Genomic DNA, 24,578 nt, shown 5'->3' on the forward strand with positions numbered 1-24,578 from the left:
TAATTTTTGCCTCATGCTTTGGTCCCCGCCACTTCATCCGGTCTTGTGGTAAGCACGCTGTACAAGAGTGTGTCCTTCGGGAAGTGGTCCACAAAGGGGATGATCACATTTCCAAAGAACAAAAGCCCCTCGCCGGGACCGGAATGGGTCACATACGAAAGTTGGTGCGGGGAGATTCCCAGCTGCTTTGCCAAAATCTGACGGTCTCCCTGGGCCTGGTTGAGCATATAGATAAAGTCCGAGTTCTCAAAAATATTTTCGATCTCACGGGAAGCCAGAAGGTCCTTGACATTCTGCGTTAAACCTGATGGGATTCCGCCCCATTTACGGAAGCGTTTCCAGATCTCCACGCTGAAACTTCCTGTCTGCCCTTTCAAAAGAAGATGGAATTCGTCGATATAGAACCAGGTTGTTTTATGTTTGGAGCGATTGGCCGTGACACGGTTCCACACCGCATCCTGCATGATCAAAAGCCCGATTTCCTTTAAGGCTTTTCCCAGTGACTTAAGCTGGAAACACAGTACCCGGTGTTGATCCATCTGGATATTGGAACGGTGGTTGAACACGTTAAGGGAACCATTGACATAGATTTCCAGTGCCGTTGCGATATTCTGTGCTTCCGGTTCAGACTGTTTCAAAAGCAGCTCGTAAAGATCGCCTAAGATCGGCATATTTTCCGGGCATGGGTTCTGCAGGTATTCCCGGTACACCAGTCTGGTACAACGGTCGATGATCGTCCTTTCAATAGGGGAAAGCCCTTCTTTGCCGCCGATGATAAGGTCGCACAGCGACAGGATAAAATCACTTTTCAAAGTAATTGGGTTTTCATCATCGGAATAGTCCAGATTGATGTCCATAGGGTTAATGTAGTTTGTGGAAGTAGGGGAAATATCAATGACCTGCCCCTGGGAACCGAACTGCTGCACCAGCGGCCCATACTCATTTTCCGGGTCAGCGATAATGATGTCGTCCTCCGTCAGAAGGAACACATTGACGATCTCACGCTTGGCAGAGAAAGATTTACCGCTTCCTGGGGTACCGAGAAACAGCCCATTGGGGTTTTTCAGCGTTTTTCTGTTCGCCATGATCAAGTTATTGGAAAGGGCGTTCAGGCCGTAATACAACGCCTCGCCCTCCTGGAACAATTCACAGGTGGTAAACGGTACAAAGATCGCTGTGCTGCTGGTCGTAAGCCCGCGCTCAATTTCAATCTGGTTCGTACCAAGAGCAAGCGAGGACATAAGCCCCTGTTCCTGCTGGTAATCCAGCCGTTTTAAGGCACAGTTGTATTTCTGTGCCACACCCGAAGCGGCAAAAATATCATTGAACAGCTTTTGGCGTTTGGCAGCGATATTTTCCACCAGTACCGTCACAAGGAACATGCGCTCATTGCGGCTCTGTAAATCCTGCAAAAGATTTTTTGCTTCCTCTCCATAGGTGGCAAGGTCGGTGGGAATGATGTCCATATCATACCCGGATCGGACCGCTTTCTTTTGTTCCTCAATGGTCATTTTCTGCAGGTCCGACATTTTACGCTTGATGTTTCGGATTGCCTGTGCCTGGTCGATAGACTGAATATGCAAGTTGACAGTCACGGCGTCGTTTAAGTCAAGAAGATCCGCTAAAAGCCGGTCAGTAAGCTCCGGCGCCAAAATCTGCAAAAAGGAGACGGCACCGGAATGGTCGCCTACCCGGAATGTCTTTCCATCCTTTGAAAAAGACAGCCCGGATGGGGAAATGAAGTCTTTGGTAGAAAGACCGGTCTTAGGCAGATCCGACCACTGGAAATGAAACTTTTCCTGACCGTCCGGGTGAAGCTGGCCGTGAAGAAGTTCCAGACGTTCCAGTCCGTTTAAGGATCTTGACTGGACTCCAAGGGTTTTGAAATTTGCCAGCACATCCGTTTCAATGCGTTCCAGACGCATTTTCGCAGTACGCAGGTCATCTGCCTCGATCCCAAAGGTAATGTATTTGCGTTTGGTGAGACCGTTATTTCCTTTCTGCAACTGGTTCTTTAACATATCCCCGTATTCCTTGCGGATTCCGTCATACTCGTCGCCGCGGGGAGGGATTTCAATGCTTCTGGTAAAATCCTGCATATTGGCCCGCTGGTTGATAAAGGTAAGCTGCACATGGATCGAAGCATCGAAGTAATTTAAGAAATCGCAGTAACCCTCGAAGATCTGTGCTTTATCATCTGCCTGTGCAAGCTGATAGTTAATATCAAAAAACTGTACCGTTTTGGTGTAAAGGGTATCGGTCAACCGGCAGATCCCATCCCGGTACATTTCACGGTAGGGAATGCTCTGCTGGACCGTCTGCGGGGCATCTGCTTTCAGCCCGGCAAAAAAGCCGCCTTTTTTAGACGGCTTGGAACGGGCAGACTTAGTTTTGCCCTGCTTTGCATCGGATCTGGTCTTTTTGGCCTGCCTGATATTTTTTTGCAGACGCTTTTCCTGAGCTTCCTGCTGCTTGTTTTTTGGCAATCTTTGTAACCTCCTTCTTTGACATAGATTTATACAGGTTATCCGTCCTGTATGGACGGTTCTTCGGCCAGAGCTTATAACGGAGCCGGTTCTTCAAGATCTTTTCTGCCGGCTGTCCGTCACGCTCATACATGGCGAAGAAGAAAAAGGGCATCATCAGCCCGATCATCAAAAGTACAGCCGCCGAATTGCCGATCGCCCCGCGGGTAAAGAAATACACCGGAAGGCCGACAAGCCCGGCAAGACTGAAACAAATAAGCTGGCGCTTCGTCAGATTGAAGGCCAGCTTGGTTTTAACTTTGGTTAAATCCTTTGGTACAGGTACATAAGGCATCTATACACCTCCCATCGTAATATAGTTTCCGGCCCATTACCGTGCACCGAATTCGCGTACCGGTTTCTCCGAAGCCGGACATTCCCGCACTTCCTGAGCCGCATTTTGCAGCCGTGCCAGGACAGAAACAGCCGGTCCTCTCTGACACAGGTATTCCTGGCTATCTCGGATTCCGGCAATATTTTCCCGAATATCCATATCCACGTCGAACACATCCGAAACCGGTAAAAGCCAACGGTCTGCAAAGTATTTCAAAGGATTCTCAAGCGCCAGCACATCATCCAACATTTCATCCCCGAACTCAAACTTTGTTGTCAGATAGGAATACGCCTCCTGCATGGCTGTAATTTCAGCAGCTTTTTCAATTAAGGATTCCTTATCTCTTGACATAAGGCTTTCCCGGTAAGCAAAGTAATTCTGTCCCAGCCGTTTCATCAGGAGTGTATATTTGTCCTGTGCGGAAGCTTCGCTTGTGAAATGTTCAAATTTTTGCTCTGCATCAATTTCTTTGAGAAGATCGCAGATCGGGAAACTATGTTCATGGTTATTTTCTTCCCAGCACCATCGGGCTACGTCCAACGGGTCCTGAAAAGAAAGAAGCGCCTCTACTTCCGCCGGGGTAAATACATGTTCAACCTTCAGATAATAGTGGAGTTCCGAAAGTCCCTGTAACTCGTAAATACTACCGATATTCTGTGCATCCAGCATATCCGCATGAACCTTCAAACACTCGTCCAGCCGTTCCATAAGCAGCCGCTTTGCATCTTGTTCTATCAAAATCACCCCTTTCGCTCCGGCATAGTCAGCGTACAGTTCACTTCATTGCCCCACACATCCCAGCCGGGTGTCTTTTGTCTTGCAAACAGTTCCACTCTGGGCTGATCGCCCATGAGTTTTACGATCTTATCCCGCACCTCGTCCGGTTTCTTGCTGTGCTGCTCAATATGGGAGATTACAAACTGATGGATTCCCGCACACTGGCGTTTCGGTCGGCCTCTGGTTGCCAGCAGGCAGACCTCCGCATTAGATTGGGTCCAAAAGCCCATGCCATAAAACCAGCTATCCGCTTTCCGGTTCTGTTTGAGCCATAGAAAAGCCAGCGTTTTATATTTGAATCCCCAGGCATCGATCACCCGGAAGGCTTCATTGAGCTGCGGGAAGGTCGCCCACAGAAAAAGGGTGCTGTCTTTTGCGGCAAGTTCCGATACCGGCAGGGCACAGATTTCTTCAATGCTCATTGTGGGGTAATGGTTCTCCGCAACGCCGCTTCCATGTTTCCTATCATAGCGCCAGGGCGGATCGGCATAGATAATGCCGTACTGTTTCGTTTCCGGCATTAGCGAGCCTGCTCATTCTTAGATGGGGCAGGTTTGGCCGGCTGTTCTTTGACCTTACCGGCATTTTCCTTCAATGCACCGGTCAGGGAAGGTTTTTCCGCAGCTCCCTTTGTTGCTTCAAGAGTTGCTTGCAAATTTTCAATAGCCTGCCCATATCCATCGATCAGAGCGTCATTAAGCTGTTTGCGGAACTCTGCCGTAACCGGCCAGCAGACATCTTTCCAGTTGCCTCCCTTATCCTGGGTTGCGGGCATATTGACATACAGCCCCTTTTCACTGGAACAGATACGGAAGCCGTCAATCTTAAAGCATCCGCCAATCGTAACATTGGCAAACGCCAGCAGGTTTCCCATTGGGGCGATCGGACGCACGCGGACATCCAGCTTCATGCCGTTTGTCATTTCCGGCGTCTGTGTCTCCGGCGCCATTTTTTCTGTATTGGTTTTACTCATATATAAAATCCTCCTTTTTAGAATTGGTTTTGTTCATGCTATCTTGCATTAAATATGGATTTGGATAACGAACCTGTCTTAAACAGGGCAAAGGCCAGCAGTACCGTATAACCCGCCGTTCCCCAGATCGCGCCGTGCACGTCGCCGGACGATGGGATAGACTGGACCAGCACTGCATAAATGGCAACACAGATCAGAATCAAAAAACCCTGAAAACCCAGGGCAAAAAGGGAACGCAGATACCCGGTTCCCATTTGTCCCCATTCCCGGTTTGCCATTGTGGAAAACGGGATCGGTGCAAGGCTCACGGTTAAATAAATCTCGATCATACGGCCATATACAATGACAAAGATCACGATGGACAGTACCCACATACACAGATTGATGATGTTGGTTTCCAGCCACAGTCCAATCAGTTCCCACATTCCCATTGCTTCAAGCTGGGTTTCCAGATCAGACAACGCCGCCTGCACATCCAGGTTCCCGTTTATGACACCGGCACTTTGCGACACCACATTTTGGGCCACATCAAAGACCGCCATCACAATCGTAAAACAGTTGGTGAGCAGGTAAGTGGCAACAAAAGTCTTGAAAATCCACTTGAAGATGTTGAATGTATCGAATTCGTGCATGTTGTTCTTTTCGAGAATCATCTGGATCAGTTCATACACCAGAACAAAGGTCAGGATCATGCCCGCAATGGGAATGACGACAGTTTCCGAAAGATTTTGGATCATGGAAAATACGCCGCCATTCCAGCCCTGCGGGGTCTGTCCTACTTGATTTGCCACATCCGCAACCTGATTGTTGACGGAGTTGAAAATGCTGGTGTACTGTCCGGTGATCGCATCGATCAAGCCCTCTTTAATCCAGTCTGTTATCCGTTCAAACAGACTGCCCATAAATCAGCCCTTAACCGAACAGGCCGGAAAGCAGCGGAATCAGCGTTGCACCAACCAGAGCGATACCTCCGCCTGCCATAAGCTGCTTGATCCCCTGGGATTTTGCACCTGGGTTATCATTTCCGTAACCTTCGAGAAGGTTTACAACACCCCATGCGCCCAGACCTGCGCCCAGGGCGATCACAAGGATCTTCAAAGTATCAATCGCGCTTGCAAAAAATGCCATAATGTTCCTCCTTTAATTTCAGAAATTTTAATTTGTGATATGGCCGTATCAGGCCGGAAACAAAAAAAGTCGCCGCACTGTTTTTAGAAAAAAATCTGTTTCAAACAGCACGGCGGCATGGGGCAGGAAGAATCCTGCGGTTATTTACTTTTCAGGGAGAATCACGAATCCTCAAAAAATCCTCCTTTCATCGTGACAAAAACAAAGCCTGCCGGGGCATCATGCTTTGACAGGCAGGAACAACTCTATAAAGTCTGGGAAGCCAGATCTTCGGCTGTGACTTCATAATTGCGGTATCGTTCACCGGGACGCATCGGCATCCGGGTAGAAAGAAACTTTTCGATATTAAAAGCGTTCTTCTCATTAAAATCGGAAAGCAGTTTGTAATTTGGGTGTTTGGTTATATCGTATTTCCGGGAGAGGAACGGCCGCACACCCCTGATCTGCAGCAGACATTTGCCCCCGTCCATAACTGCCAGTTCATCCACCGACATCAGATCCTTTCCCAGCTTTTGAAAATTTTGTCCGTAGGATTCCTGATTGCCCTTTGTGACACTGGTGTTATACAGGTCGATGGTCTCTTTCCCCAATAGGGAGTTCCAGCTTTTTAAGGTGGTTTCTTCTTTGCCTCCTAAGAAAAGAGAGGCGTCACAGTTACCGATGACGGTGTCCATGTTGTCTTTATACAGGGCTTTGAGCTGGCTTTGCGCCTGCAGCACCAGGCAGGCAGAGATCTCACGGCTTCGGATGGTCGCCATAAGACGCTCCAGGTTCGGGATCTGCCCGATATTTGCCGCCTCGTCGATCAGGCAGCGTACATGGATGGGAAGCCTTCCGCCATATATATCATCTGCCCGTTCGCACAAGCGGTTAAACAAAATGGAATAGATCAGACTGATCAAAAATGCAAAGGTCCCGTCCGTATCACTCATAATAAGGAAAAGAGCAGTCCGTTCATCCCCCAGCATATCCAGATCCAGTTCGTCATACATGGTAATTTCCCTGACTTCTTTAATGTCAAAAGGAGCCAGTCTGGAAGCACAGGAAATAAGGATCGACTTTGCTGTTTTTCCGGCAGCGAGCTTATATTTCTTATATTGACGCAGGGCAAAATGATCCGGGTCTTTTTGTTCCAGCGCGTCAAAGAGAAGGTCAACGGCATTTTTGAACGATTCATCATCCTCACGGACCTCCATTGCGTTCAGCATTTCTACCAGTGTGGCAAAATTCTGTTCGTTTGCCGGGGCTTCATAGTAGATATATCCGATCAGTGCCGTATAGAGCAGGGTTTCTGCTTTGACCCAGAAATCGTCTCCGGCTTTTCCTTCGCCTTTGGTATTGGAGATCAGAGTCGTGACGATTTTCAAAATATCTTTCTCGGAATGAATGTAGGCGAATGGGTTAAAGTGCATACTTTTCTGAAAATTGATCGTATTGAATACCCGTATTTTATAGGGCTCATAGATGATCTTTCCTTTTTCATTCCGCACAGGCTTTCCGTCCTTGTCCAGCTTTGGCGTGCCTCGCTGTAACATCTTTCCGCATTCCACAAGGACTGTACCTTTCGGATCGGTGACGACGTAGGAACTGTGCATTTGCATCAGATTGGGCTTGATGAAAAAGCGCGTTTTTCCCGAACCTGATCCTCCGACTACCAGTACATTTTTATTTCTTGCATTGGCCGGATTTTTGGGCCTTCCGTTTAACATCAGTCCTTCACTTTGGGTAAGAATGATATTGTTTTCCGGCTTTGGGTCCATAAACGGGGCAATATCGGCTTTATTTCCCCAACGAGCTGAACCGTATTCCACATTTTTGCGGTATTTCTTAGCGTCTTTCCCTCTAAGATAGACTGCCAGCCGCATAATGGCTGCACCGCATAAACCGATCAGCCAGTCCATTGCCGCCCCCGGCCACATACTCTGAAACGCAAGGGCAAAGCCTTCGGACAGTCCTAACAGCTTTTGGGAAGCGTCCGCTCCGGGAGCCAGACGCACCGCCTCGCCCAGCTTGGCAAATACCAGAAGGAACAGAACATAAGGCAGATGGAGAATGACCTGTTTTTTCATTGTTTCTGCATCGATCTTCATCGTTCCGGTCCTCCGTGTTCTTTGTTCTTTACACGGTCACGGCCAAGCGACTGCGCCAGTTCTTTGAACTTATGAAGCTGTGTAAGCAGCGACGGTCTGGTGCTGCGTGTAAGGTCTTTCTTTGTATATTCCTTAAATGCTGCCGTCAGTGCATCCGCCTGGTTTGCCTTGAAATATACCGTCCATTTTGGGGGATCGGTCCCAAGTTCCTTTTCTATATGGTAGCGTACCTGATGTTTCCTGGCATACCGTTCAAAAGAGCGGATTCGTCCTGAAACTTCAATGGTATTAGCTCCGGGGTCTTTATAAGTCAGCCGCTTCATACTGTTGCGTCCGACTCTTGGCATTGTACGTTCCTGTTCCATCTTTTGGAGTACCGCAGCAATAGCCGCACGCAGTACCCGCCCTGACAGTTTTGCTGCCTGTATAGAAACAGAAACCGTTCGTTGTTCGAGATCTTCCTGCAAGAGCATCCTCCTTTCTGATAAAATCGGTATTTATAATATGGAAATAACTTTTTACCGGCTTTCCCCAAGAACCTGCTGTCGGGAAGCGTGTTCAAAGGCTTTTGCTGCCTGATCGACCTGAATTTTAGCGTGTTTCAAAAGCGTCTTGATGATCGTAGCCGGGCGTTCCTGTTCCTCCAGATGATCGACCATCCCTTTGCACTCATCCGGGAGGTATTCAGCCATATCTTTCAACACATCGGAAAAGTTACCCATAAAGCCCCAGCAGCTATCCGACAGCTCCCCGTTTTTATAAAGCTCAAACCCATAACATTCGCCGCGCAGATAGGAATCGTAAGCAGCGACTTCGCTGCGCATCAGTGCGTCTGCTTTCTGACGGATAGCACCGGTCATCTTGTCAGCGTCAAATTCCTTTAGGGCATATTCTTTGGAAACATAGATCCAGCCGACCTGTCCGCTGTCACATTCTGCATGAGGAGCCCTGCCTGAGAAACTTTCTGTACTCATGGCAAGACCGGAGTGGTCGTAGAGATAGAGGGGGAGCATCAGATACTTTTCCGAAATTACTTTCTGCATTGCTTCATCGATCGCCCGTTCCTCTGTCTTTGGTCCATGCCGGAAACGGCTGCTTACAATGTTTACCATCCGTTCATAGCGTTTCATGCCAGCTTCATCATGTCCTACGGTATCTAAATACATTTCCCGCAGGAAGTCGTCTTTGTCCATATAGTTGTGATGGTCGCCCAGCGCATAGCGGGGATGGAAGCATACCATCGTCCCAAAATGTTCATCTACCTCACGGGGAGAGATCAGAATATCGTCCGGCTGCACCATAAGGGCATAAGGTTCATTTACTGCCATTAACATAATTGGCTCCTTTCTTTCTACAAATCCGGGCCGGAATGGTGCATCATCGGTTTTTCCCGGTGTTCATTGGTTGCAGGCTGCTTGACTGCAATGATCTCGCCGGCAATCCTTGCAAATTTTTCAGGGTACTTGAACTGCTCCCCGTATTTCTCCATCAAGTCCGGGGAAAGGTCTGTAAAATCTTCCTCACCAAGACCAACGATCAGAAAATTCCCGGACACAATATCATAGATGTGGCCGTCATCGTCAAAGAGAGCTCGGTTCAGAGGCAGCCCCATCAGCTTGCCTTCTTCATTACAGATCAGAGCCACCGGGTCCTCATACGGATAGACCGCTTGAATATCTCCGCCCACTGCCGCCTGCAAGGATTTCAGACCACTTTCGATCTCCGCAGCATAAGGGGACTTGCCCGGCTCTACCATTAACACTTTCATAATTGTATATCCTCCTTCTTTTTCATTGCCGTACCGGGAGCGGTTGGCGTTTTTTCCTGAGTTTTTGCCACAGAGAGCTTCCCCAGGACGGAAGGCTTCTCCCGGTTTTTGGGTGTAAAAATACCGCCCTCCGAAACCTCGGCGGCGGCATGTTCCGTTTTGGCCTGTTCCAGTCCTTCAACCGTATAGCCAGGTAAAAGAGTGCCGTGAACCATAAAATGGTGCTCATATTCTTTCGGGATCGGCGGGGAAATTTCCGTGAATAAATGGGAATAGGCTTTCTTTCGCCCGTCCAGATATTTTATGGCTGCGTTCTTATCTGTATATCGTTTCTGGTTTTGTCCGGCAATCTTTGCTCCATATCCCTGCTTCGGGGAATGAATACGGACTTCCCATGTCACATACCAGGCAATCGGAACACTCTGTTTGGTTTCCCGGTCATATTTCGTATCTTCCCAAATACTGCAGGTCATCTGATAGACCCGGTTGCTGATTTTCTGATCTGCCCTCCAGTTATCGGTGTCTTTCCACTGGTTGCCTGTATGTTCGATCTCCGGTGTACGAAGATATTCCAAAGCCCGGTTGATCGTCTGTGTTGCCGCTGCCTGCTGTTCCCACTGTTTTGCGGCAGCCACCACGATTTCATAGGCTTTCTGCTCCCCGTCGATACTTCCCTGGCGCATGGCTTCCAGGCTATCTGTTCCCATTGTGATCAGTGTAGAAATATCCACATTTTCACAAACTACGCTGTGCTCAATTTTAAGCTCTGATCCCGGCGTCAAGTGGTCGCCATACCGGTAGGCATGGTAATCCCTGTTTTCTTCCAAAATGCTGTTCACCTCCTGCTATATTTCCGGCTCATGGTTTTTTCTGGAAACCGTCTGTGCCGGTGATTTTTTATCTGCCGGTCTGTTTGCCGCAAGCTGATCCATCACGGAAGGACGGCCGACGCCGAACATGGATAGCTGACCGTCCGCTGCCTCACGAAGTTCAGAAACAGAGAGGGGAAACGTTACATCGGCATGGGTCAATAGCTGTTCCCGTTTCAAATCCTGAATGATCTCGTCAAAAACAGCGTTGATCGCACGGCGTTCTTCCCCCACAGGGAAGGCTTTCAATACCTCCATTTCTCCGTCTTTACCGGAAACCAGGGTAAGGGCACAGTCGGCATGGCCTGCCAGATAATCCGATGTGTAGGGCAGTTTGTCCTTGATATAACAGGCAAAGGCTCTGGCTGTCATTTCCACATTGCTGTCCCAATAACCGCCGTCTTTTTCACATTCTTTTCCCATGCGTACCGAATTACGGTAAAAATCAGTTTCCGTCCGTCCAATCTGCGGAGCTTCCTGCGCCTGCATCCCGGAAAGCATACGCTCAAAAATTTCCAGCCGTTCCCGTTCACTTTTGGGAATTACCCGGCCGGTAACATTCTTCTTAAATGCGCTGATCTGTTCCACAGAGCCGGGTTCGCCGGACAAAAATGCTTCCCGCAAGATTGCGTAGGTTTCCATCTGTTCCTTATTGCCATACCGTTTCAGAGAGGCAAGAACCGAGGAATCCAGCCAGCTTGCCGCATTTTTCCGGGTGCGTTCTGTTTGTGCTTCCGTGCGCTTTGCTGCCTGTTCCGGTGTTTCCGGTTTATACTTCATGGTGTCAATGAGTTTTTGGAACGGCGCATAGAGGCGGGGCTGTTCTGACAGCATCCCTTTTGTGCCCATCTTTGTACCAAGATAATCGTCAAGTCCATGCCACCATTCATGTGCCAGGGAACCGGCCCCGTGCATTTTCGTAAGATTGATGACTGTACGCAAAGGTTCATAATGAGCCGCAGCATTGCCGCTGCCTCTTGCACCAAAAGCGATAGCAAGCGTACCCTGATAAGCAATATCTTTATCGCTGATCTTAAGGGCTGACGCCAGATCCTTTAGTGCTTCAAATCCCATGTTAAGGGAGGTCTGACGGTCGTTCTGGTTCATCCAGTTTCCAAACTCGCCGCCGCGGAACCCAAATGTATCAAGATAATGCTGTCCGGTGATCTCCACACCATTCCGGTAATCCGGCCCGGTACGTTTGACATGGGCGAGCTGGGGAGGGACAAACCGGATCTTTCCGTTTTTGTTCCTGCCTTTGGCAAGTTCCTGCACCCATTTCAGGGCAGCTTCTTTGGTCTCAAAATTGGTCCGCAGGATCGAATAGCCTTTTGTCACATAGTAGGTACCGGGGTTCCAGTCCTCATTTTTAGAATAGGTATGTTTCCCGTCGTTGAAGTGGATCGCATAACCTTTCGGTATTTTCTGCTCTTTGTAAACACAAAACTGTTCCTTTTTTGCTTTCTGAGTAAAGTTGCGCTCAAAATATTCAGCCGAGCGAATCAGCATGGTATTGGACAATTTGTTTGTGATCACGGGATTGTCCTGACCCTTTTTCGTTGCCCGGTAGTGGATTCCGCTTCCCCAGCCCCAGCCCTGTACTTTTTCTAAATATCCATTGTCAACGAAAAAGCGGTCATAGGCTTTCGCAGCATCCTCCACAGTACGGACATCTGAAAGCACTGTCTGCAATTCCCGGACTGTTTTTATATATTCCTTTTGTCTCGCGGTCCGTTTTTCCGGGGTGTCATCCGTGCGGTAATACTGAGGGGAAGCGTTTAAGCCGTCCCTCGCTTTTTTGATAAAATAGACCACGCCAAGAGGAATCCCTTCCTCCAGCATGACTGCATAGTCCGGCTTTTTCCAGACATTATCCTTTTTCACAAATTTTTCGGCTTCGCGCTCATTCATGGCTTCCAGATCATCCGCATACAGCCCGCGGTCTTTCCACAGGTCTTTTTTCGCACCGCCGATCTTTTCACCGAAATCTTCATGCACTCCTGCCAATCTTCATCACCTCCAGTCAGTGTAAAATTCTTATCGTTCCGGGGCAGGGCGGCGTTCTTCGTCTTTGTGAAGTTGTGGGAGGTTTCCTGTGAGCCGGTCGGTTTCCCTGCGGATCAGTTTGTCCAAAGCGCCTAAATCCTTCGGTGCAATGGCAAACTCCCGGTAATTTTCATACCACAAGCCCGTAGAGACTGCTGCGATGGGCGCAATTTTCTCCGAACCGGCTGGAAGAAGCCGATACACAGGGGCTTCGTCATAAAGAAGCATCTGTTTTGCCGTTCCCTGTGGTATGCGGTACTTATCCATATCCGGGTTCTGGGCTGCCTCCATATATTGCATATTCAGGCGTTCTTCTAAATTCTGGGGCATATAACGAAATGCCTGATCCATCCACTGTCTGAACATCGTGGAATAGTGGTACTGCCATTCCGTAACTTGATTCGTGGCATAAGAAAATCCCCAGCTTTTCAGAGCATCTTTTTCGTAAAGCTCCATTTCAGTCCATTCTTTCAGGCTGACCGTGGCCGCTGAACCATCTTTGCGTTCGATATTGACGCCGCAAGGATAGAGGATATTTCTTTTTATATCCTGCCGTAGCGTGTCTAAATCCATCATCAGGACATCCCCGTACAAGTGACCGCCCTCGCTGCGATCCGTATGAAACAGGAAAGCCCTCGCTCCGATGAACTCCGTTGTTGAGATCATTTGATGAAGGTCCGCCGTAGAACAATAAGCAAACAAGGTGTCGGAAAGCCACATGTGATTTTTCCCCATGATAGCAATGGAATCAGCCCCGGTATTTGTCACCAGAGAACGCATATTAAATTCGCATTCCCTAAGAAAATCTCCGGCAAAAATATGGAGCTCATACGCAAAGACGGATAAGTCTGTATCACGGATCAAATGAATCTGCGGTAGTGGTTCCTGATTCAATCAAATTCCTCCTTTCATGTGAACCTGACAATTACCGGCTTTCCTTATCATGGGAAGGTGCCGGCTGCTTTTTTGCCGGTTCCGTTTTTGCTACCTGTTCCCGCATTGCTTCCAAAACAGAAGGGCGCCTTTCCGTAGTCTGTTCCAACCGGGCAAGGGTATTAAGTGCCCACTCCGCATTACGGTTAATGGAGGATATAAGGGCGCCCTCCACTTTGAAAGCACCTTTGAACACTCTGGCAATCTTCCCATTTTCTTTTGCGTCTGTCTCCGCAGGTTTTCCTTGAAGGGTACGGCCCATATTTTTGAAATGCCGCCCCATTTCGTGGTATTCCGTACTGAAAGCATCAATTCTGGCAACAGCCCTGTTGCTGGCCTGCATACTTTTTTCTGCTGCACTTTGAATGGACTCCAACACCGGTCTGACATGTAAAAACTGTGTGATCCCATTCAAAGCGACAGTACCGCGTTCCCTGAAATCGGCAAGGATATTCCTGCACCCGTTTATGATCTGGCCTTTGAGTTCGGAAAGACGGTGACGCATAACGGAAATATTCGCCTCCATAGCTGTATAGCTCTTTTGGAGAGCATCTTTCAGAGAATGGTTCTGTAATCCCTGCATTTCCTGACGCACTGCCTTTAATTCCTCGGTTGCCTCCAAAAGACGCTGCTCCATCCCGGTCACATGCTCGATCAGCTTGGAAAATTCTTCATATCCCGGTGTGTTGTTGTCTTTTAGGAGAGCAAGCAGTTCTTTGACCTGCTCATTTTCCGCAATCGGCTGGCTATCTGTCTCCGTCATTCATCAATCCCTCCCATCTGCCGGTAGCGGCCCGCCGGCAATCTTGCCGACAATCTCCGGACCGGTTTCATAAATCTGCATGAGGCGTTTTGCTGTGCCGCAGGGCTGTGCAGCTCCGCTGGTCCAAAGACGCACTGTGGATGGGGCAACATTCATCAAAAGCGCAAAGCCCTTTTCGTTCATGTCCAGCTTTTTCATCAGCGATTTAACCATATCGGGGCTGTAGTCTGGACACCGGGAAGCCTCGGCAATCATCTGCAAAGCGGTATTTTCAATTTTTTTCATTTTCAAATCCTCCTGTTATTTGTTTTCCAGCCTTATGCCGGGGCAAAGCTGATCTGGTTGTGTTTCATCCTTTTGGCAAAGTCCGGCAGCGAATAATTTACCCCGTCAATTTCTGCATGGGTATCATCCAGACGATGGCAAACAGCAAAGTGTCTGTCCCCGTTTCCATAGAACAGACAAAGTAAACCATTGTCAGGAATGGAAAACAGCGCTTTTCCGGCACTGTCTGTAAAGCAGATCTGTTGAGATCCATTCATGTTGAAATCCTCCCTAAATTGAAACAGCCGCCTCTTTTGGGCGGCGTTGGTGCTGGCTGGTTTGCAGTTGTTCCCGAACCTGCAGCAATTTCTCATTGTAATCTTTTCCCATCCGGGGAGGGTTGACACTTACCCGGATATGACGGAAACGTTTATCCTCGTGGAGCATGGTCTTGATTTTCCGAGCATTGACAAATCCGGCAAGGTCGCGGTCCATATAAAGGGTAACACGCCGGATCTCCGGGTGGCGTTCCAGGAAAGAAGTCAGCGCCACATGGGAAGTACCTCCCAAAGACAAGCGATAACCATTCCATTTCCATCCCTCCAACTCTTGAAGTGTTGCATGGGAAAGCGCATCAATAGGAGCTTCAAAAACTGCCACATGCCGGCTGCCCGGACTTTGCGGGGGATAACAAAAGTTATATCCTTTGTCGCTGCCATAGACATCCTTTTTGAGATTGCCGCCGATACTGCGCATACAGGCGAACTTCGCTTTCCCGGAATCATCTTTCCCTACAAACACACAAACCGGTTCTCCATGATACCGGGCTTCGTAAAAAATCCCGGCTTGTAAACACTGGCGAATGACTTCTGAGCTGATCCCCCGTTTCTGCAAATAGGAGACCGCAGCGGTCGCGCAACGTCTGGCCCAGGGGAGAGAGAATGCTTTCTTTTCCGGCTCCTTTGATACCTGTATTTCTGCCGTACTTCGGTAGGCCGGTTCCTGCCGGATTTCTCCACCTACCAGAGCATGAACCGCATCCACAAGACCATATCCCCGAATCTGGATCAGGTAGTCCAGCGCATTGATACTCCGTCCACGGCTGTTCCAGTACCAGTACCTTTTCCCGGTCACATATACCAGACTGTCATGCTCCTTATGCCGGAAATTAGGTCCATCCCGTTTCAGCACGCCGGGTTCATGGAATTGCAGGTAAGTAAACAAGTCAGCTTCCCGCGCTGCCTGAATCTGTTCTTTGGTTACGCCGGGCATAGTACCGGCACAGTGTTTCTTTTCATTGTGCTTTGCCTCCTTCCTGTGATGAAATGAAAAAAGACACCCAAAGGTGTCTAACAGCCGTACAGGTCGTGATTGACCTCGGCACGGTAATAGCTGTCCATTGTAGCCGGGGCATTATACAGCGCCGCCAACAGGTAGGCTTTGATGTTTCCAACCTTCGTCGTGTTCTTGTCGATACAGTCAAAGACATACTCTAAGTGACCGGAATTGATCTTCAGGAACCGGCTCTTGACGATCTCCCTCGGAAAATCATCTCCGGCAATGCGAATGTAAGGGCGTTTAGACAAAATCACTTCAAGCATAAGTTCAAGGGCTTCGTCCAGACGTTCCCTGCCATACCGTAAGACCAGTAAGTCATATTCGATATTTTCTTTGATGATTTCACGATAGGCTTCTATCAGCTCTATCCGATCCATCCCATCCGTGCGGCTTGCCGCTTCCGGCTCTGCTGGATAGATTGATGGATAAGTTATTGATTTATCTTTTTTTGATTTTTTTGTTTTTAATGGATTAGTATTTAATTGTGCCGGATTTTCCTGTTCAGGTTCCGCCTGTTTAGGTTTTGCCTGTTCAGGTTTTACCTGTCTTGGATTTTCCCGTTTAGGTGAAAGCCCTGTGTTTTCGGTACTTACAGGCTGCTCATGGATCGTATATTCAATGTCTCCCAACTGCCCGTTATCATAGCGGAGGCGCTGTCTGGTGAGATAACCATGCCGCTCCAGTTCCTTCAGGGCAGTAGTGATAGAATCCACACCATCCTTGCAGATATGGGCGAGTCCCTTTGTGGTATAATCCCAATCTTCCGGCAGCGACAACATAAGTGATAAAAGCCCCTTTGCCTTTAAGGACAACTCCGTATTGCGCAGATGGTGATTGCTCATTATCGTAAAGTCCTTTGTTTTCTCTACACGGAATACTGCCATTGTATCGCCTCCTTTCTTCGACTATTCCGTTACAAGACATGATCCCTGTGGTCATAATGGAGATGGCCGCCAGAGACCTTCGCATGGTTTTTCAGTTTCACTTCGCCCCGTTCCTGACTCTCTAAAAATTTCTGATAGCCGGTATCTGTAAGGAACAAGCGCATCTTATCGCCTTTGTCGCCAACAGGGGAATCGTAAGACAATACATCAAAAACGATCATGTGCCTTACCTCCGGGTCAAAGCGTTCAAGCGCCATGATGTCATGCCCCTTCAATTTTTCTGCACCTGATTGCTGTCTGGCCTCGGCGATCTTTTCTCCAATCGTCCGGGCTGGATAGGGCAGACGGTAATTCTTCTGAATATCTTTTACCAAGTCCATGCACTCTGCATTTGACAGAACACGAAGTTTTGCCATAAGACCTTCTGCCGCCTCCCGCTGCTCGGAATTATTTGAATACCTCACGGTCATATAAAGTTCATTCAGGATCTTTGTCTGATAATCGCTCTCCACCTGAAAGAGCAGCTTTTTTTCCATTTCGTTTAATTCCATGGGGATCTCCTTTCTCTTGAAAATAGGTATGAAAAAAGGGCGCCCACCTATAAAAGTGAAACGCCCTTTGGCTTATACACTATTAAATTTTATATACAAAGCAAGTTTGCCGCTGTTATGCCACATTTTGCTGGTATCTCAATGTTACCTTTCCATCATTGAAAGGATGGATACACAGAAAGTCCAGAATGAACATGGGAATCAAAACCAGTTTATCAATGCGGTCAGCTTCCCATGCTTCAAGGAAGCGAGCGCAAAGTTCTTCCATTGCTTCATCAGTCTGAAATGCGGGAACTGGAATAAAACGTGCCTTCTGATGACCCTCGGCATCTGTTTCTGCAATTACATTATCGGAATTCTTATAACTTCCACCAGCAGCCCCCTGTGAATAGGAGTACAGATCTCAATGTAACTGCAAAATAATGTTCGGTCTTGGGTTGATATATTCATAACCTTCGTAAATTGTGGAAAGTACTTCACGATAACCAGCAATTTCCTGCTCAGATCGGTTGCGGGGTTCTGCTTTTTGACTTACCAATTCTTCCAAACGCTTATCGCTTGTAAATATACCTTCGATTCGGTTGGATGCTCCCGTACTCTGAATCAATGCAACTTCTAAGAGTGTTTTCAATTCATCTACATTGGCTTCGAGAAATAATTCCTGTTTGCCTTTATGTTCATGGATGCTGCTAACCATCTGAACAATTTCAGGTGTTAACAACTTTGCAGGACTTACAATAAAATCAAAGTCTCTCATAGGAATCTCCTTCATTTCAGATTTATCTCCATCATTCTATCATCAAATGATGGAGATCTCGATAGATTTGATGGAGATAGAATATCCGTATACACAATAAATATCCTCATTTCATCCATATATTATATCGTTTTACGAATTGTTTTTTTCACTAAAATTACACTATTTTTTCACTATTTTTCATTACTTCATCGTTTTCGCCAACGAATTGAGCAACGCCCGCCTCTCTGGATTCAGATTCTTTTTCTCATAAAATGCTTCTTTAAAAAGCTCTGCATTTTTCCTTTGGTCATCATCCGGAATATGAGAGTACGCATCCGTAATCATATTGACCTGTGCATGGCCGGAATCACCCTGTACTGCTTTGATATCAGATAATGGTACACACAAGCACGGAAAACACTTTATGCAAAATCTTCCACAGTAAAATCTATAAATAATCCGCAAAGGCAAAGGAAACCGACAGTTTACCATGTTTGGAATTATGGCAGTTCTTTTAGGAAGTGGAGATGCATTCCATCTGGTTCCTCGTGCAGTAGCGCTTTGTACAACTGGACTTGAGAACTTTACTGTACAGATGGGGTTAGGAAAGTGGATTACCTCTATCACTATGACTATCCTAAAATCATCCCCGCCTCAGAATTTGCAACAAATTGTTGCAAATTTTCTATATCCTTTTATTTTACAGAAGTACTTATTTTTAACTTTTTTCCTTCAGATTTTTATATTGCAAAAATCATATCACCATCTGCAGTATATCCTCTATATGTTCTGCATAATAATCAGCCCCATTCAGTTCCCCTTTCTCACCATATCCATACAGGCATCCTATAAAAGGGCTTTTGCAGGACCTGGCACATTCCAGATCCTGTCTCCTGTCTCCGACTACCAGATAAGGGCCACTATATTCCCGGATGATTTCCTGCACAATTTCTGTCTTTGGACGGAATCTGTATGATTCACAGTCATAAAAACGATCAAACCATCGTTCCATCCCAAATTCCTTCCAGTGTGCCTCACGATATGAAGCTTTACAGTTACTTAAGATCACAAGGTGATATCCCCGGTTCTTCAAAGCTGTTAGCATCTCCTCTGCTCCCGGATACCACACTGCCTTATGTTTCCTGATCTGTCTTACCATCAGATCTCCTACCATCCTGCTTGCCTGCTCTTTATAGCTCTGATCCAGTTCCGGCAAAAATGTATTCCACATCTCCTTACTGTTAAGTCCCAGCCAGCCGGCAATTTCCACCGAGCCTATCTCCCGTTCTTCGGTAACCTTCTGTTCTGTCAGCCACTGATAGGTTTCACGAAATGCCGGTTCATAGATTCCAAGGGTATGATGGATCGTTCCATCATAATCGAATATGATCGTTTTTGTCATCATTTATTTTCCTGTCTTTTAGAGCTGCTTCATCAGATTGACCATCTCAATCGCAGATAATGCACAATCATAGCCTTTATTTCCCGCTTTGCTTCCTGCACGCGCAATAGCCTGCTCGATATTTTCAGTCGTGATCACTCCGAATAAAACCGGGATTCCTGTTGCAAGTTCAACCTGTGCGATTCCCTTGGCAGATTCATTACACACCAGATCATAATGTGAAGTATCTCCACGGATGACAGCTCCAACGCAGATAATTGCATCATATTTTCCTGACTGTGCCATCTTCTGTGCTGTAATCGGAATCTCAAATGCTCCCGGTACCCATGCTGCAGTAATGTTCTCTTCTTCTACTCCATGTCTTACCAGTCCGTCGACTGCCCCTCCCAATAATTTATTCACAATAATTTCATTGAATCTCGCTGCCACGATACCAACCTTCATTCCCTCCGGTGCTACTACTTTTCCTTCTACTAAATTGATCTGTCTCATTTTTTCTTCCTCCTGATATTTGCTGTTTTTTATAAATTTATTTCTTTAAAAATATGACCCATCTTTTCCTGCTTCGTCTTCATATACTTCCGGTCATACTTTTGTGCCGGAATCTCCAGAGGTACTCTCTCATTGATCTTCAGTCCGAATTCGCCAAGTCCATAGACTTTATCCGGATTATTTGTCAGTAATCTTAATGATTTCACACCAAGGTCTGACAGTATCTGTGCCCCGACCCAGTACTCTCTGAGATCCGGTGCAAACCCTAACTTCACATTAGCCTCCACAGTATCGTATCCCTGCTCCTGAAGCGCATATGCTTTGATCTTATTGATCAGTCCGATTCCTCGGCCTTCTTGTCTCATATACAGAATGATTCCTCGGCCTTCTGCTTCTACCTGGCGCATCGCTGTCTGCAGCTGCAGGCCACAGTCACATCTGAGCGATCCGAATGCATCCCCTGTCAGACACTCCGAATGTACCCGGCAAAGCACATCCTCACCATCTCCCAGATCACCTTTTACCAGTGCCAGATGATGCTCTCCTGTAATATCATTGATATAACCATACATTTTAAAATCACCGTACTGCGTTGGGAGGTTTGCAACGGCTTCCTCCTTTACATGCTTTTCATGTATTCTTATATAATCCTGCAGATCACGGATCGTAATAAATGTAAGGTTATGCTCTTTTGCCATTTCCCATAGCTGTGATGTACGCATCATAGTTCCATCTTCTTTCATAACTTCACAGCACACGCCGCATTCTTTCAGTCCGGCAAGTCTCATAAGATCTGTTGTTGCCTCTGTATGGCCATTTCGTACCAAAACCCCGCCTTTTCTGGAAATAAGCGGAAACACATGTCCCGGTCTTCTGAAATCCTCCGGTTTTGACTGATCATCCACACACTTCATGATAGTATAGGAGCGCTCTTCCGCAGAGATACCTGTGGTTGTATCTGCGTGATCTACTGCCACGGTAAATGCTGTACTGTGATTGTCCGTATTCTCCGCAACCATCGGCGGAAAGTTCAATCTCACCGCAATTTCTGCACTCATCGGTGTACAGATAAGACCCTTTGCATAGGTCGCCATGAAATTAATATTTTCTCTGGTCGCAAACTCTGCCGCACATATCAGATCTCCCTCATTTTCTCTGTCCGGATCATCTGTGACCAGAACTATTTTTCCTTCCTTAAGATCCCTAAGTGCTTCTTCAATTGTGTTGTACTGATAATTTTGTGACATAGTGTATATCCTCCTGTTCTAAAACCCGAATTCTTCAAGAAACTCCATCGTAATTCCGGATTCTTTTTTCTCTTCTTCGTTTTTTCTGATGCCAAGCAGTTTTTCTACGTATTTTCCGATCACATCATTTTCCAGATTAACCAGATCCCCCGGCACCTTTTCCAAAAGAGTGGTTTCTTCTCCTGTATGTGGAATGACCGACACCTGAAAACCAGCTTCATCAACCCTTGCAACTGTCAGGCTGATCCCATCAATACAGACGGATCCTTTTTCCACAATCAGATGCAAAATCTGTGGCGATGTCTCAATTGATACCCAGATGGCATTTTCTTCCCGGAGCATGGAACGTATCACGCCAGTCCCATCAATATGGCCGCTTACTATGTGTCCCCCGAACCTGCCGTCTGCAGCCATTGCACGTTCCAGGTTTACCTGGCTTCCGGCCTTGCAGCTGCCAAGACTGCTTCTTCTGATCGTCTCTGCCATCACATCGGCAGTAAATCCGTCCGGCTGAATCGACGTAACTGTCAGACACACACCATTCACAGCGATACTGTCACCGATCCTTGTCCCTTCCAGGACTTTCCGGGCTTTCACTGCCAGGATCCCTGATTCCCCTGTCAGCTGTATATAACGGACTTTTCCTTTCTCTTCTACGATTCCTGTAAACATGATTCCTCCTGTTTTTTATCACACACCTGACATTTTATCCGGATATCCTCACCGATCTGGCAGATATCTGTATATTTCAGTTCCACTGCTTCAGACGGCAGTTCAACTCCAATACCCTCTACCGGTGTCTTCCCAGCCACACCGCCAAACAGCTTTGGTGCCACAAAAGCCTGTACTTCCTTTACAATTCCAACTCGCAGTGCACTGTCATTTAACGTACCTCCTCCCTCCAGGAGGATGCTGTCAATGCCTCTGTTTCCAAGATCTGCCATCAGCTTCTTAAGGTCTATCTGATTCTTTTCGTCGGGACAGTAAATGGTTTCAACTCCCATGGTATGTAATATTTTTATTTTCTCTTTTGCATTTTTCTGTTCTGCATAAGCCACGATCGTCCGGTACTTTTCCGCACTTTTTACAATCTGACTGCCCGGCGGGATCCTGAGCTTACTGTCACACACAATCCTGACAGGACTTTTCCAGCCTTCTACCCGGACGTTTAACATCGGATCATCTGCAAGCACAGTTCCAATACCAGCCATGATTCCCATGTACTGATGCCGCATATGCTGTACTTCTTTTCGTGCAGATTCTCCGGTGATCCATTTTGATGCTCCTGTTTTCGTTGCGATCTTCCCATCCAGTGTCATGGCATACTTCATTACCACATAAGGAGTCTTCGTAGTAATATAATGGAAAAACACCGGGTTCAGCTGATCACATTCTTCTCTCATAAAATCTTCAACTACTGTTACACCGGCTTCCCTTAACATCTGTACACCTTTTCCTGCCACTTTCGGATTCGGATCTCTGGAACCGATCACCACTTTTCTGATCTTCTGTTCAATGATCGCTTCCGTACATGGAGGTGTTTTACCATGATGACAGCAAGGCTCCAACGTGACATAAATCACCGCACCTTCTGCTGATTCTGTAAGAGAAGCAATTGCATTACGTTCCGCGTGAAGTTCTCCATACTTTTTATGATAGCCTTCCCCGATGATCTTTCCGTCTTTTACGATCACTGCCCCTACCATAGGATTGGGATTCGTCCAGCCTTCTCCTTTTTTGGCCAGTTGAATAGCCCGAAGCATATATTCCTGATCCGTCATTTCTATTCCTTCTTTCTTATTCCTGTTCTTTGCCTGGGCTACGCCGAGGCTTTTAAACATGTGCAATCGGATTCACAGACAAGTGAATGGTATAGTTATTTCGAAAACGATGTACCAGATACAAAAAAAGCCTGCAGAAATATCTGCAGGGTGGAATTGATCTGTTACATATGATTGATAAATGAATGTCTGATTTTCCTATATAAAAAGCTCTGAAATGGATCACCATCTCAGAGCTCTGATACTACATTCATTCATACAAAAAATCAACTGTACTATCATCTTCTTCCATCCAGACTGTACTGTCGGCCCCGGAATCTCACCGGATCATGCCTCTCGGCTCGCGGGCTTTACCGCCGGTAGGGAATCTCACCCTGCCCTGAAGATATCTTTTTGTTTATTTTAATACTTTATCTGTTATTTGTAAAGCAGAATTTTTATTTTACTTAGTTTACTGATGGAGATAGAATATCCATATACACAATAAATATCCTCATTTTATCCATATATTATATCGTTTTATGAATTGTTTTTTCACTAAAATCACACTATTTTTTCACTATTTTTCATTACTTCATCGTTTTCGCCAGTGAATTGAGCAATGCCCACATCTCTGGATTAGCCAATACTTTTGCCAGAAGTTCCGGATCAACTTCATCAGCAACAGAACCGTCACAAGCAACCAAACGATAACGGTTTCTGTATAGAGTTGGTTGAAGCTTCTGGTTAAAGATTTGCAAAAGTTCCCATAGTGCATTATCTTTTAATTTTGCACGCTGGTGATAGAAGGCGGCTTTTGATGGTGTTTCATCAGTGCGTCCGAAAAAATGATAAAGTTCTATCTCTCTGATATTGTATATCCACTATAGTTTTAGATGTATCATCTTTACCATCTTGAATTGATCAGAAACTGTCATACTGACCTTTGTGGATAGCTTTAAGCCATTTTTAGGGATGTAACGATAGTATGGTTCCTCCGCAATCACCTTCACATTACCCCCGATCTTTGCTGCCAGTTCTTCCGCTGAATCCACATAAAAAAACATTTGTGCATCGGCATGGCCGACCTGTTTCATATATTTTTTCTTCATCATGGTCATTCCTCTTTTGTTCACCGTATCAAAAACAACTTCCATATTTCCAAATTGCCCAATCATACGCAGAAGGGCAATGACCTTATGTTCCTCAAAATAATGAAATAACCCGCCTGCAGTAACGAGAATAGGAGCATCAAGTACATCATTGCGAACTTTTTTGATCCAATCCTTTGCAAAGGCATCCCCGGAAATATATAATTCCCTCTCTGGTTCGGGAAGAAGTCCCCGCCGGTATTCGATTACATGAGGCAGATCCATGGCATACCAGTGTGTCTTTCCGTTATCACATCGGTGATAGGTTGTCTCCAGACCACAGCCCAACTGGACAATCACACCGTCCGGTCTGCGTTCCAGAAAAGTCCGAATAATCCGATCCATATTAGCAGACCGGGAAGCAGAGGCCAAAAGGGTATACTGGCTCTGCATATTCTGTTTAATCAAGTCTGAAGGTAGCTTCTTTTTCAATTCCAATGCTTTTTTATCATATAAAATTTGCGGGTAATGCTCACTGGCATAGATTCTGCCCAGCATAGGGACAAACAGGGTATCCTCCACAACGCCTAATGTTTGCATAACC

General features: G+C 46.7%; 29 protein-coding genes, 1 pseudogene and 1 riboswitch. Of the genes and pseudogenes, 1 reads left to right on the top strand and 29 read right to left on the bottom strand.

The window, feature by feature from the left end; genetic code table 11:
* Positions 1–11: 11 nt before the first annotated feature.
* From ACH9UM_RS09620 to ACH9UM_RS09730, 23 genes are all read right to left on the bottom strand, one after another.
* Entirely contained in the window at positions 12–2,447 is a 2,436-nt protein-coding gene (locus ACH9UM_RS09620; protein WP_400092439.1) for a VirB4-like conjugal transfer ATPase, CD1110 family, read from the bottom strand.
* Positions 2,386–2,820 (bottom strand): PrgI family protein, encoded by a 435-nt coding sequence (locus ACH9UM_RS09625; RefSeq protein ID WP_025577943.1) that lies wholly within the window; start codon positions 2,818–2,820, stop codon positions 2,386–2,388. The genes ACH9UM_RS09620 and ACH9UM_RS09625 overlap by 62 nt, the downstream gene beginning before the upstream one ends.
* 36 nt (positions 2,821–2,856) lie before the next feature.
* Positions 2,857–3,597: a hypothetical protein gene (locus ACH9UM_RS09630; protein WP_243872589.1), complete on the bottom strand. Its 741-nt coding sequence runs from the start codon at positions 3,595–3,597 to the stop codon at positions 2,857–2,859.
* A 2-nt stretch (positions 3,598–3,599) separates the two neighbouring features.
* Positions 3,600–4,157 carry an MT-A70 family methyltransferase gene (locus ACH9UM_RS09635; protein ID WP_400091189.1) on the bottom strand — a complete coding sequence of 186 codons (558 nt, stop codon included), beginning with the start codon at positions 4,155–4,157 and terminating at the stop codon, positions 3,600–3,602.
* On the bottom strand, positions 4,157–4,609 hold the full coding sequence (locus tag ACH9UM_RS09640; protein ID WP_015542955.1) for a SpoVG family protein: 453 nt from the start codon (positions 4,607–4,609) through the stop codon (positions 4,157–4,159). The genes ACH9UM_RS09635 and ACH9UM_RS09640 overlap by 1 nt, the downstream gene beginning before the upstream one ends.
* A gap of 38 nt (positions 4,610–4,647) precedes the next feature.
* Positions 4,648–5,511, bottom strand: a complete 864-nt coding sequence (locus ACH9UM_RS09645; protein ID WP_015542956.1) for a VirB6/TrbL-like conjugal transfer protein, CD1112 family — start codon at positions 5,509–5,511, stop codon at positions 4,648–4,650.
* A gap of 10 nt (positions 5,512–5,521) precedes the next feature.
* On the bottom strand, positions 5,522–5,737 hold the full coding sequence (locus ACH9UM_RS09650; RefSeq protein WP_005361081.1) for a Maff2 family mobile element protein: 216 nt from the start codon (positions 5,735–5,737) through the stop codon (positions 5,522–5,524).
* Positions 5,738–5,982: 245 nt separating this feature from the next.
* Complete coding sequence (locus ACH9UM_RS09655) at positions 5,983–7,827, bottom strand: VirD4-like conjugal transfer protein, CD1115 family (RefSeq protein ID WP_400091194.1); 1,845 nt, start codon at positions 7,825–7,827, stop codon at positions 5,983–5,985.
* Complete coding sequence (locus ACH9UM_RS09660; RefSeq protein ID WP_071144316.1) at positions 7,824–8,294, bottom strand: PcfB family protein; 471 nt, start codon at positions 8,292–8,294, stop codon at positions 7,824–7,826. The genes ACH9UM_RS09655 and ACH9UM_RS09660 overlap by 4 nt, the downstream gene beginning before the upstream one ends.
* Positions 8,295–8,345: 51 nt before the next feature.
* The gene (locus ACH9UM_RS09665) at positions 8,346–9,161 is read right to left on the bottom strand and encodes a hypothetical protein (protein WP_097782009.1); all 816 of its coding nucleotides are present in this window, start codon (positions 9,159–9,161) and stop codon (positions 8,346–8,348) included.
* A gap of 17 nt (positions 9,162–9,178) precedes the next feature.
* Positions 9,179–9,595 carry a DUF3846 domain-containing protein gene (locus ACH9UM_RS09670; protein WP_029731783.1) on the bottom strand — a complete coding sequence of 139 codons (417 nt, stop codon included), beginning with the start codon at positions 9,593–9,595 and terminating at the stop codon, positions 9,179–9,181.
* Entirely contained in the window at positions 9,592–10,422 is an 831-nt protein-coding gene (locus ACH9UM_RS09675) for a hypothetical protein (RefSeq protein WP_097782010.1), read from the bottom strand. Before ACH9UM_RS09675 ends, ACH9UM_RS09670 begins: the two co-directional genes overlap by 4 nt.
* An 18-nt stretch (positions 10,423–10,440) precedes the next feature.
* Entirely contained in the window at positions 10,441–12,375 is a 1,935-nt protein-coding gene (locus ACH9UM_RS09680; protein ID WP_400092441.1) for an LPD1 domain-containing protein, read from the bottom strand.
* Between the two features lie 126 nt (positions 12,376–12,501).
* Positions 12,502–13,404 carry a hypothetical protein gene (locus ACH9UM_RS09685; RefSeq protein ID WP_400091198.1) on the bottom strand — a complete coding sequence of 301 codons (903 nt, stop codon included), beginning with the start codon at positions 13,402–13,404 and terminating at the stop codon, positions 12,502–12,504.
* Between the two features lie 31 nt (positions 13,405–13,435).
* Positions 13,436–14,206, bottom strand: coding sequence for a DUF6674 family protein (locus ACH9UM_RS09690; protein ID WP_097782013.1), 771 nt, complete (start codon positions 14,204–14,206; stop codon positions 13,436–13,438).
* A gap of 3 nt (positions 14,207–14,209) precedes the next feature.
* The gene (locus tag ACH9UM_RS09695) at positions 14,210–14,491 is read right to left on the bottom strand and encodes a DNA-binding transcriptional regulator (protein ID WP_097782014.1); all 282 of its coding nucleotides are present in this window, start codon (positions 14,489–14,491) and stop codon (positions 14,210–14,212) included.
* 32 nt (positions 14,492–14,523) lie between these two features.
* Positions 14,524–14,748 (bottom strand): hypothetical protein, encoded by a 225-nt coding sequence (locus ACH9UM_RS09700; protein WP_029731778.1) that lies wholly within the window; start codon positions 14,746–14,748, stop codon positions 14,524–14,526.
* Between the two features lie 13 nt (positions 14,749–14,761).
* Positions 14,762–15,742: a DUF3991 domain-containing protein gene (locus tag ACH9UM_RS09705; protein WP_097782015.1), complete on the bottom strand. Its 981-nt coding sequence runs from the start codon at positions 15,740–15,742 to the stop codon at positions 14,762–14,764.
* Positions 15,743–15,819: 77 nt separating this feature from the next.
* Complete coding sequence (locus ACH9UM_RS09710) at positions 15,820–16,692, bottom strand: DUF6017 domain-containing protein (RefSeq protein WP_097782016.1); 873 nt, start codon at positions 16,690–16,692, stop codon at positions 15,820–15,822.
* A gap of 29 nt (positions 16,693–16,721) precedes the next feature.
* Positions 16,722–17,243, bottom strand: a complete 522-nt coding sequence (locus ACH9UM_RS09715; protein ID WP_106789448.1) for a DUF5720 family protein — start codon at positions 17,241–17,243, stop codon at positions 16,722–16,724.
* Between the two features lie 115 nt (positions 17,244–17,358).
* Entirely contained in the window at positions 17,359–17,643 is a 285-nt protein-coding gene (locus tag ACH9UM_RS09720; RefSeq protein ID WP_400092443.1) for a Fic family protein, read from the bottom strand.
* 3 nt (positions 17,644–17,646) lie between these two features.
* Positions 17,647–18,000: a hypothetical protein gene (locus tag ACH9UM_RS09725; RefSeq protein WP_009243649.1), complete on the bottom strand. Its 354-nt coding sequence runs from the start codon at positions 17,998–18,000 to the stop codon at positions 17,647–17,649.
* Between the two features lie 183 nt (positions 18,001–18,183).
* Entirely contained in the window at positions 18,184–18,390 is a 207-nt protein-coding gene (locus ACH9UM_RS09730) for a hypothetical protein (protein WP_044929370.1), read from the bottom strand.
* Positions 18,391–18,436: 46 nt separating this feature from the next.
* Here ACH9UM_RS09730 and ACH9UM_RS09735 point away from each other — a divergent pair.
* Positions 18,437–18,619 (top strand): annotated as a pseudogene (locus ACH9UM_RS09735) (hypothetical protein); the annotation flags it as partial.
* Positions 18,620–18,736: 117 nt separating this feature from the next.
* On the opposite strand, the gene ACH9UM_RS09740 reads toward ACH9UM_RS09735, so the two are convergent.
* The 6 genes from ACH9UM_RS09740 to ACH9UM_RS09765 all read right to left on the bottom strand — a co-directional run bounded on the left by ACH9UM_RS09740 (position 18,737) and on the right by ACH9UM_RS09765 (position 24,574).
* The gene (locus ACH9UM_RS09740; RefSeq protein WP_004844981.1) at positions 18,737–19,387 is read right to left on the bottom strand and encodes an HAD family hydrolase; all 651 of its coding nucleotides are present in this window, start codon (positions 19,385–19,387) and stop codon (positions 18,737–18,739) included.
* Between the two features lie 15 nt (positions 19,388–19,402).
* Positions 19,403–19,876 carry a 6,7-dimethyl-8-ribityllumazine synthase gene (gene ribE / locus ACH9UM_RS09745; RefSeq protein ID WP_004844980.1) on the bottom strand — a complete coding sequence of 158 codons (474 nt, stop codon included), beginning with the start codon at positions 19,874–19,876 and terminating at the stop codon, positions 19,403–19,405.
* A 29-nt stretch (positions 19,877–19,905) separates the two neighbouring features.
* Complete coding sequence (locus ACH9UM_RS09750; protein WP_004844979.1) at positions 19,906–21,123, bottom strand: bifunctional 3,4-dihydroxy-2-butanone-4-phosphate synthase/GTP cyclohydrolase II; 1,218 nt, start codon at positions 21,121–21,123, stop codon at positions 19,906–19,908.
* Between the two features lie 18 nt (positions 21,124–21,141).
* Entirely contained in the window at positions 21,142–21,795 is a 654-nt protein-coding gene (ribE, locus tag ACH9UM_RS09755) for a riboflavin synthase (protein WP_004844978.1), read from the bottom strand.
* Positions 21,777–22,904, bottom strand: coding sequence for a bifunctional diaminohydroxyphosphoribosylaminopyrimidine deaminase/5-amino-6-(5-phosphoribosylamino)uracil reductase RibD (gene ribD / locus ACH9UM_RS09760; protein WP_009319981.1), 1,128 nt, complete (start codon positions 22,902–22,904; stop codon positions 21,777–21,779). The genes ribE (ACH9UM_RS09755) and ribD overlap by 19 nt, the downstream gene beginning before the upstream one ends.
* A 276-nt stretch (positions 22,905–23,180) precedes the next feature.
* Positions 23,181–23,295: riboswitch (FMN riboswitch) on the bottom strand.
* Positions 23,296–23,767: 472 nt separating this feature from the next.
* On the bottom strand, positions 23,768–24,574 hold the full coding sequence (locus ACH9UM_RS09765; RefSeq protein WP_004844975.1) for a class I SAM-dependent methyltransferase: 807 nt from the start codon (positions 24,572–24,574) through the stop codon (positions 23,768–23,770).
* Positions 24,575–24,578 lie beyond the last annotated feature (4 nt).

Source organism: Mediterraneibacter torques, from assembly GCF_044591705.1.
GTDB classification, from domain to species: Bacteria; Bacillota; Clostridia; order Lachnospirales; family Lachnospiraceae; genus Mediterraneibacter; species Mediterraneibacter torques.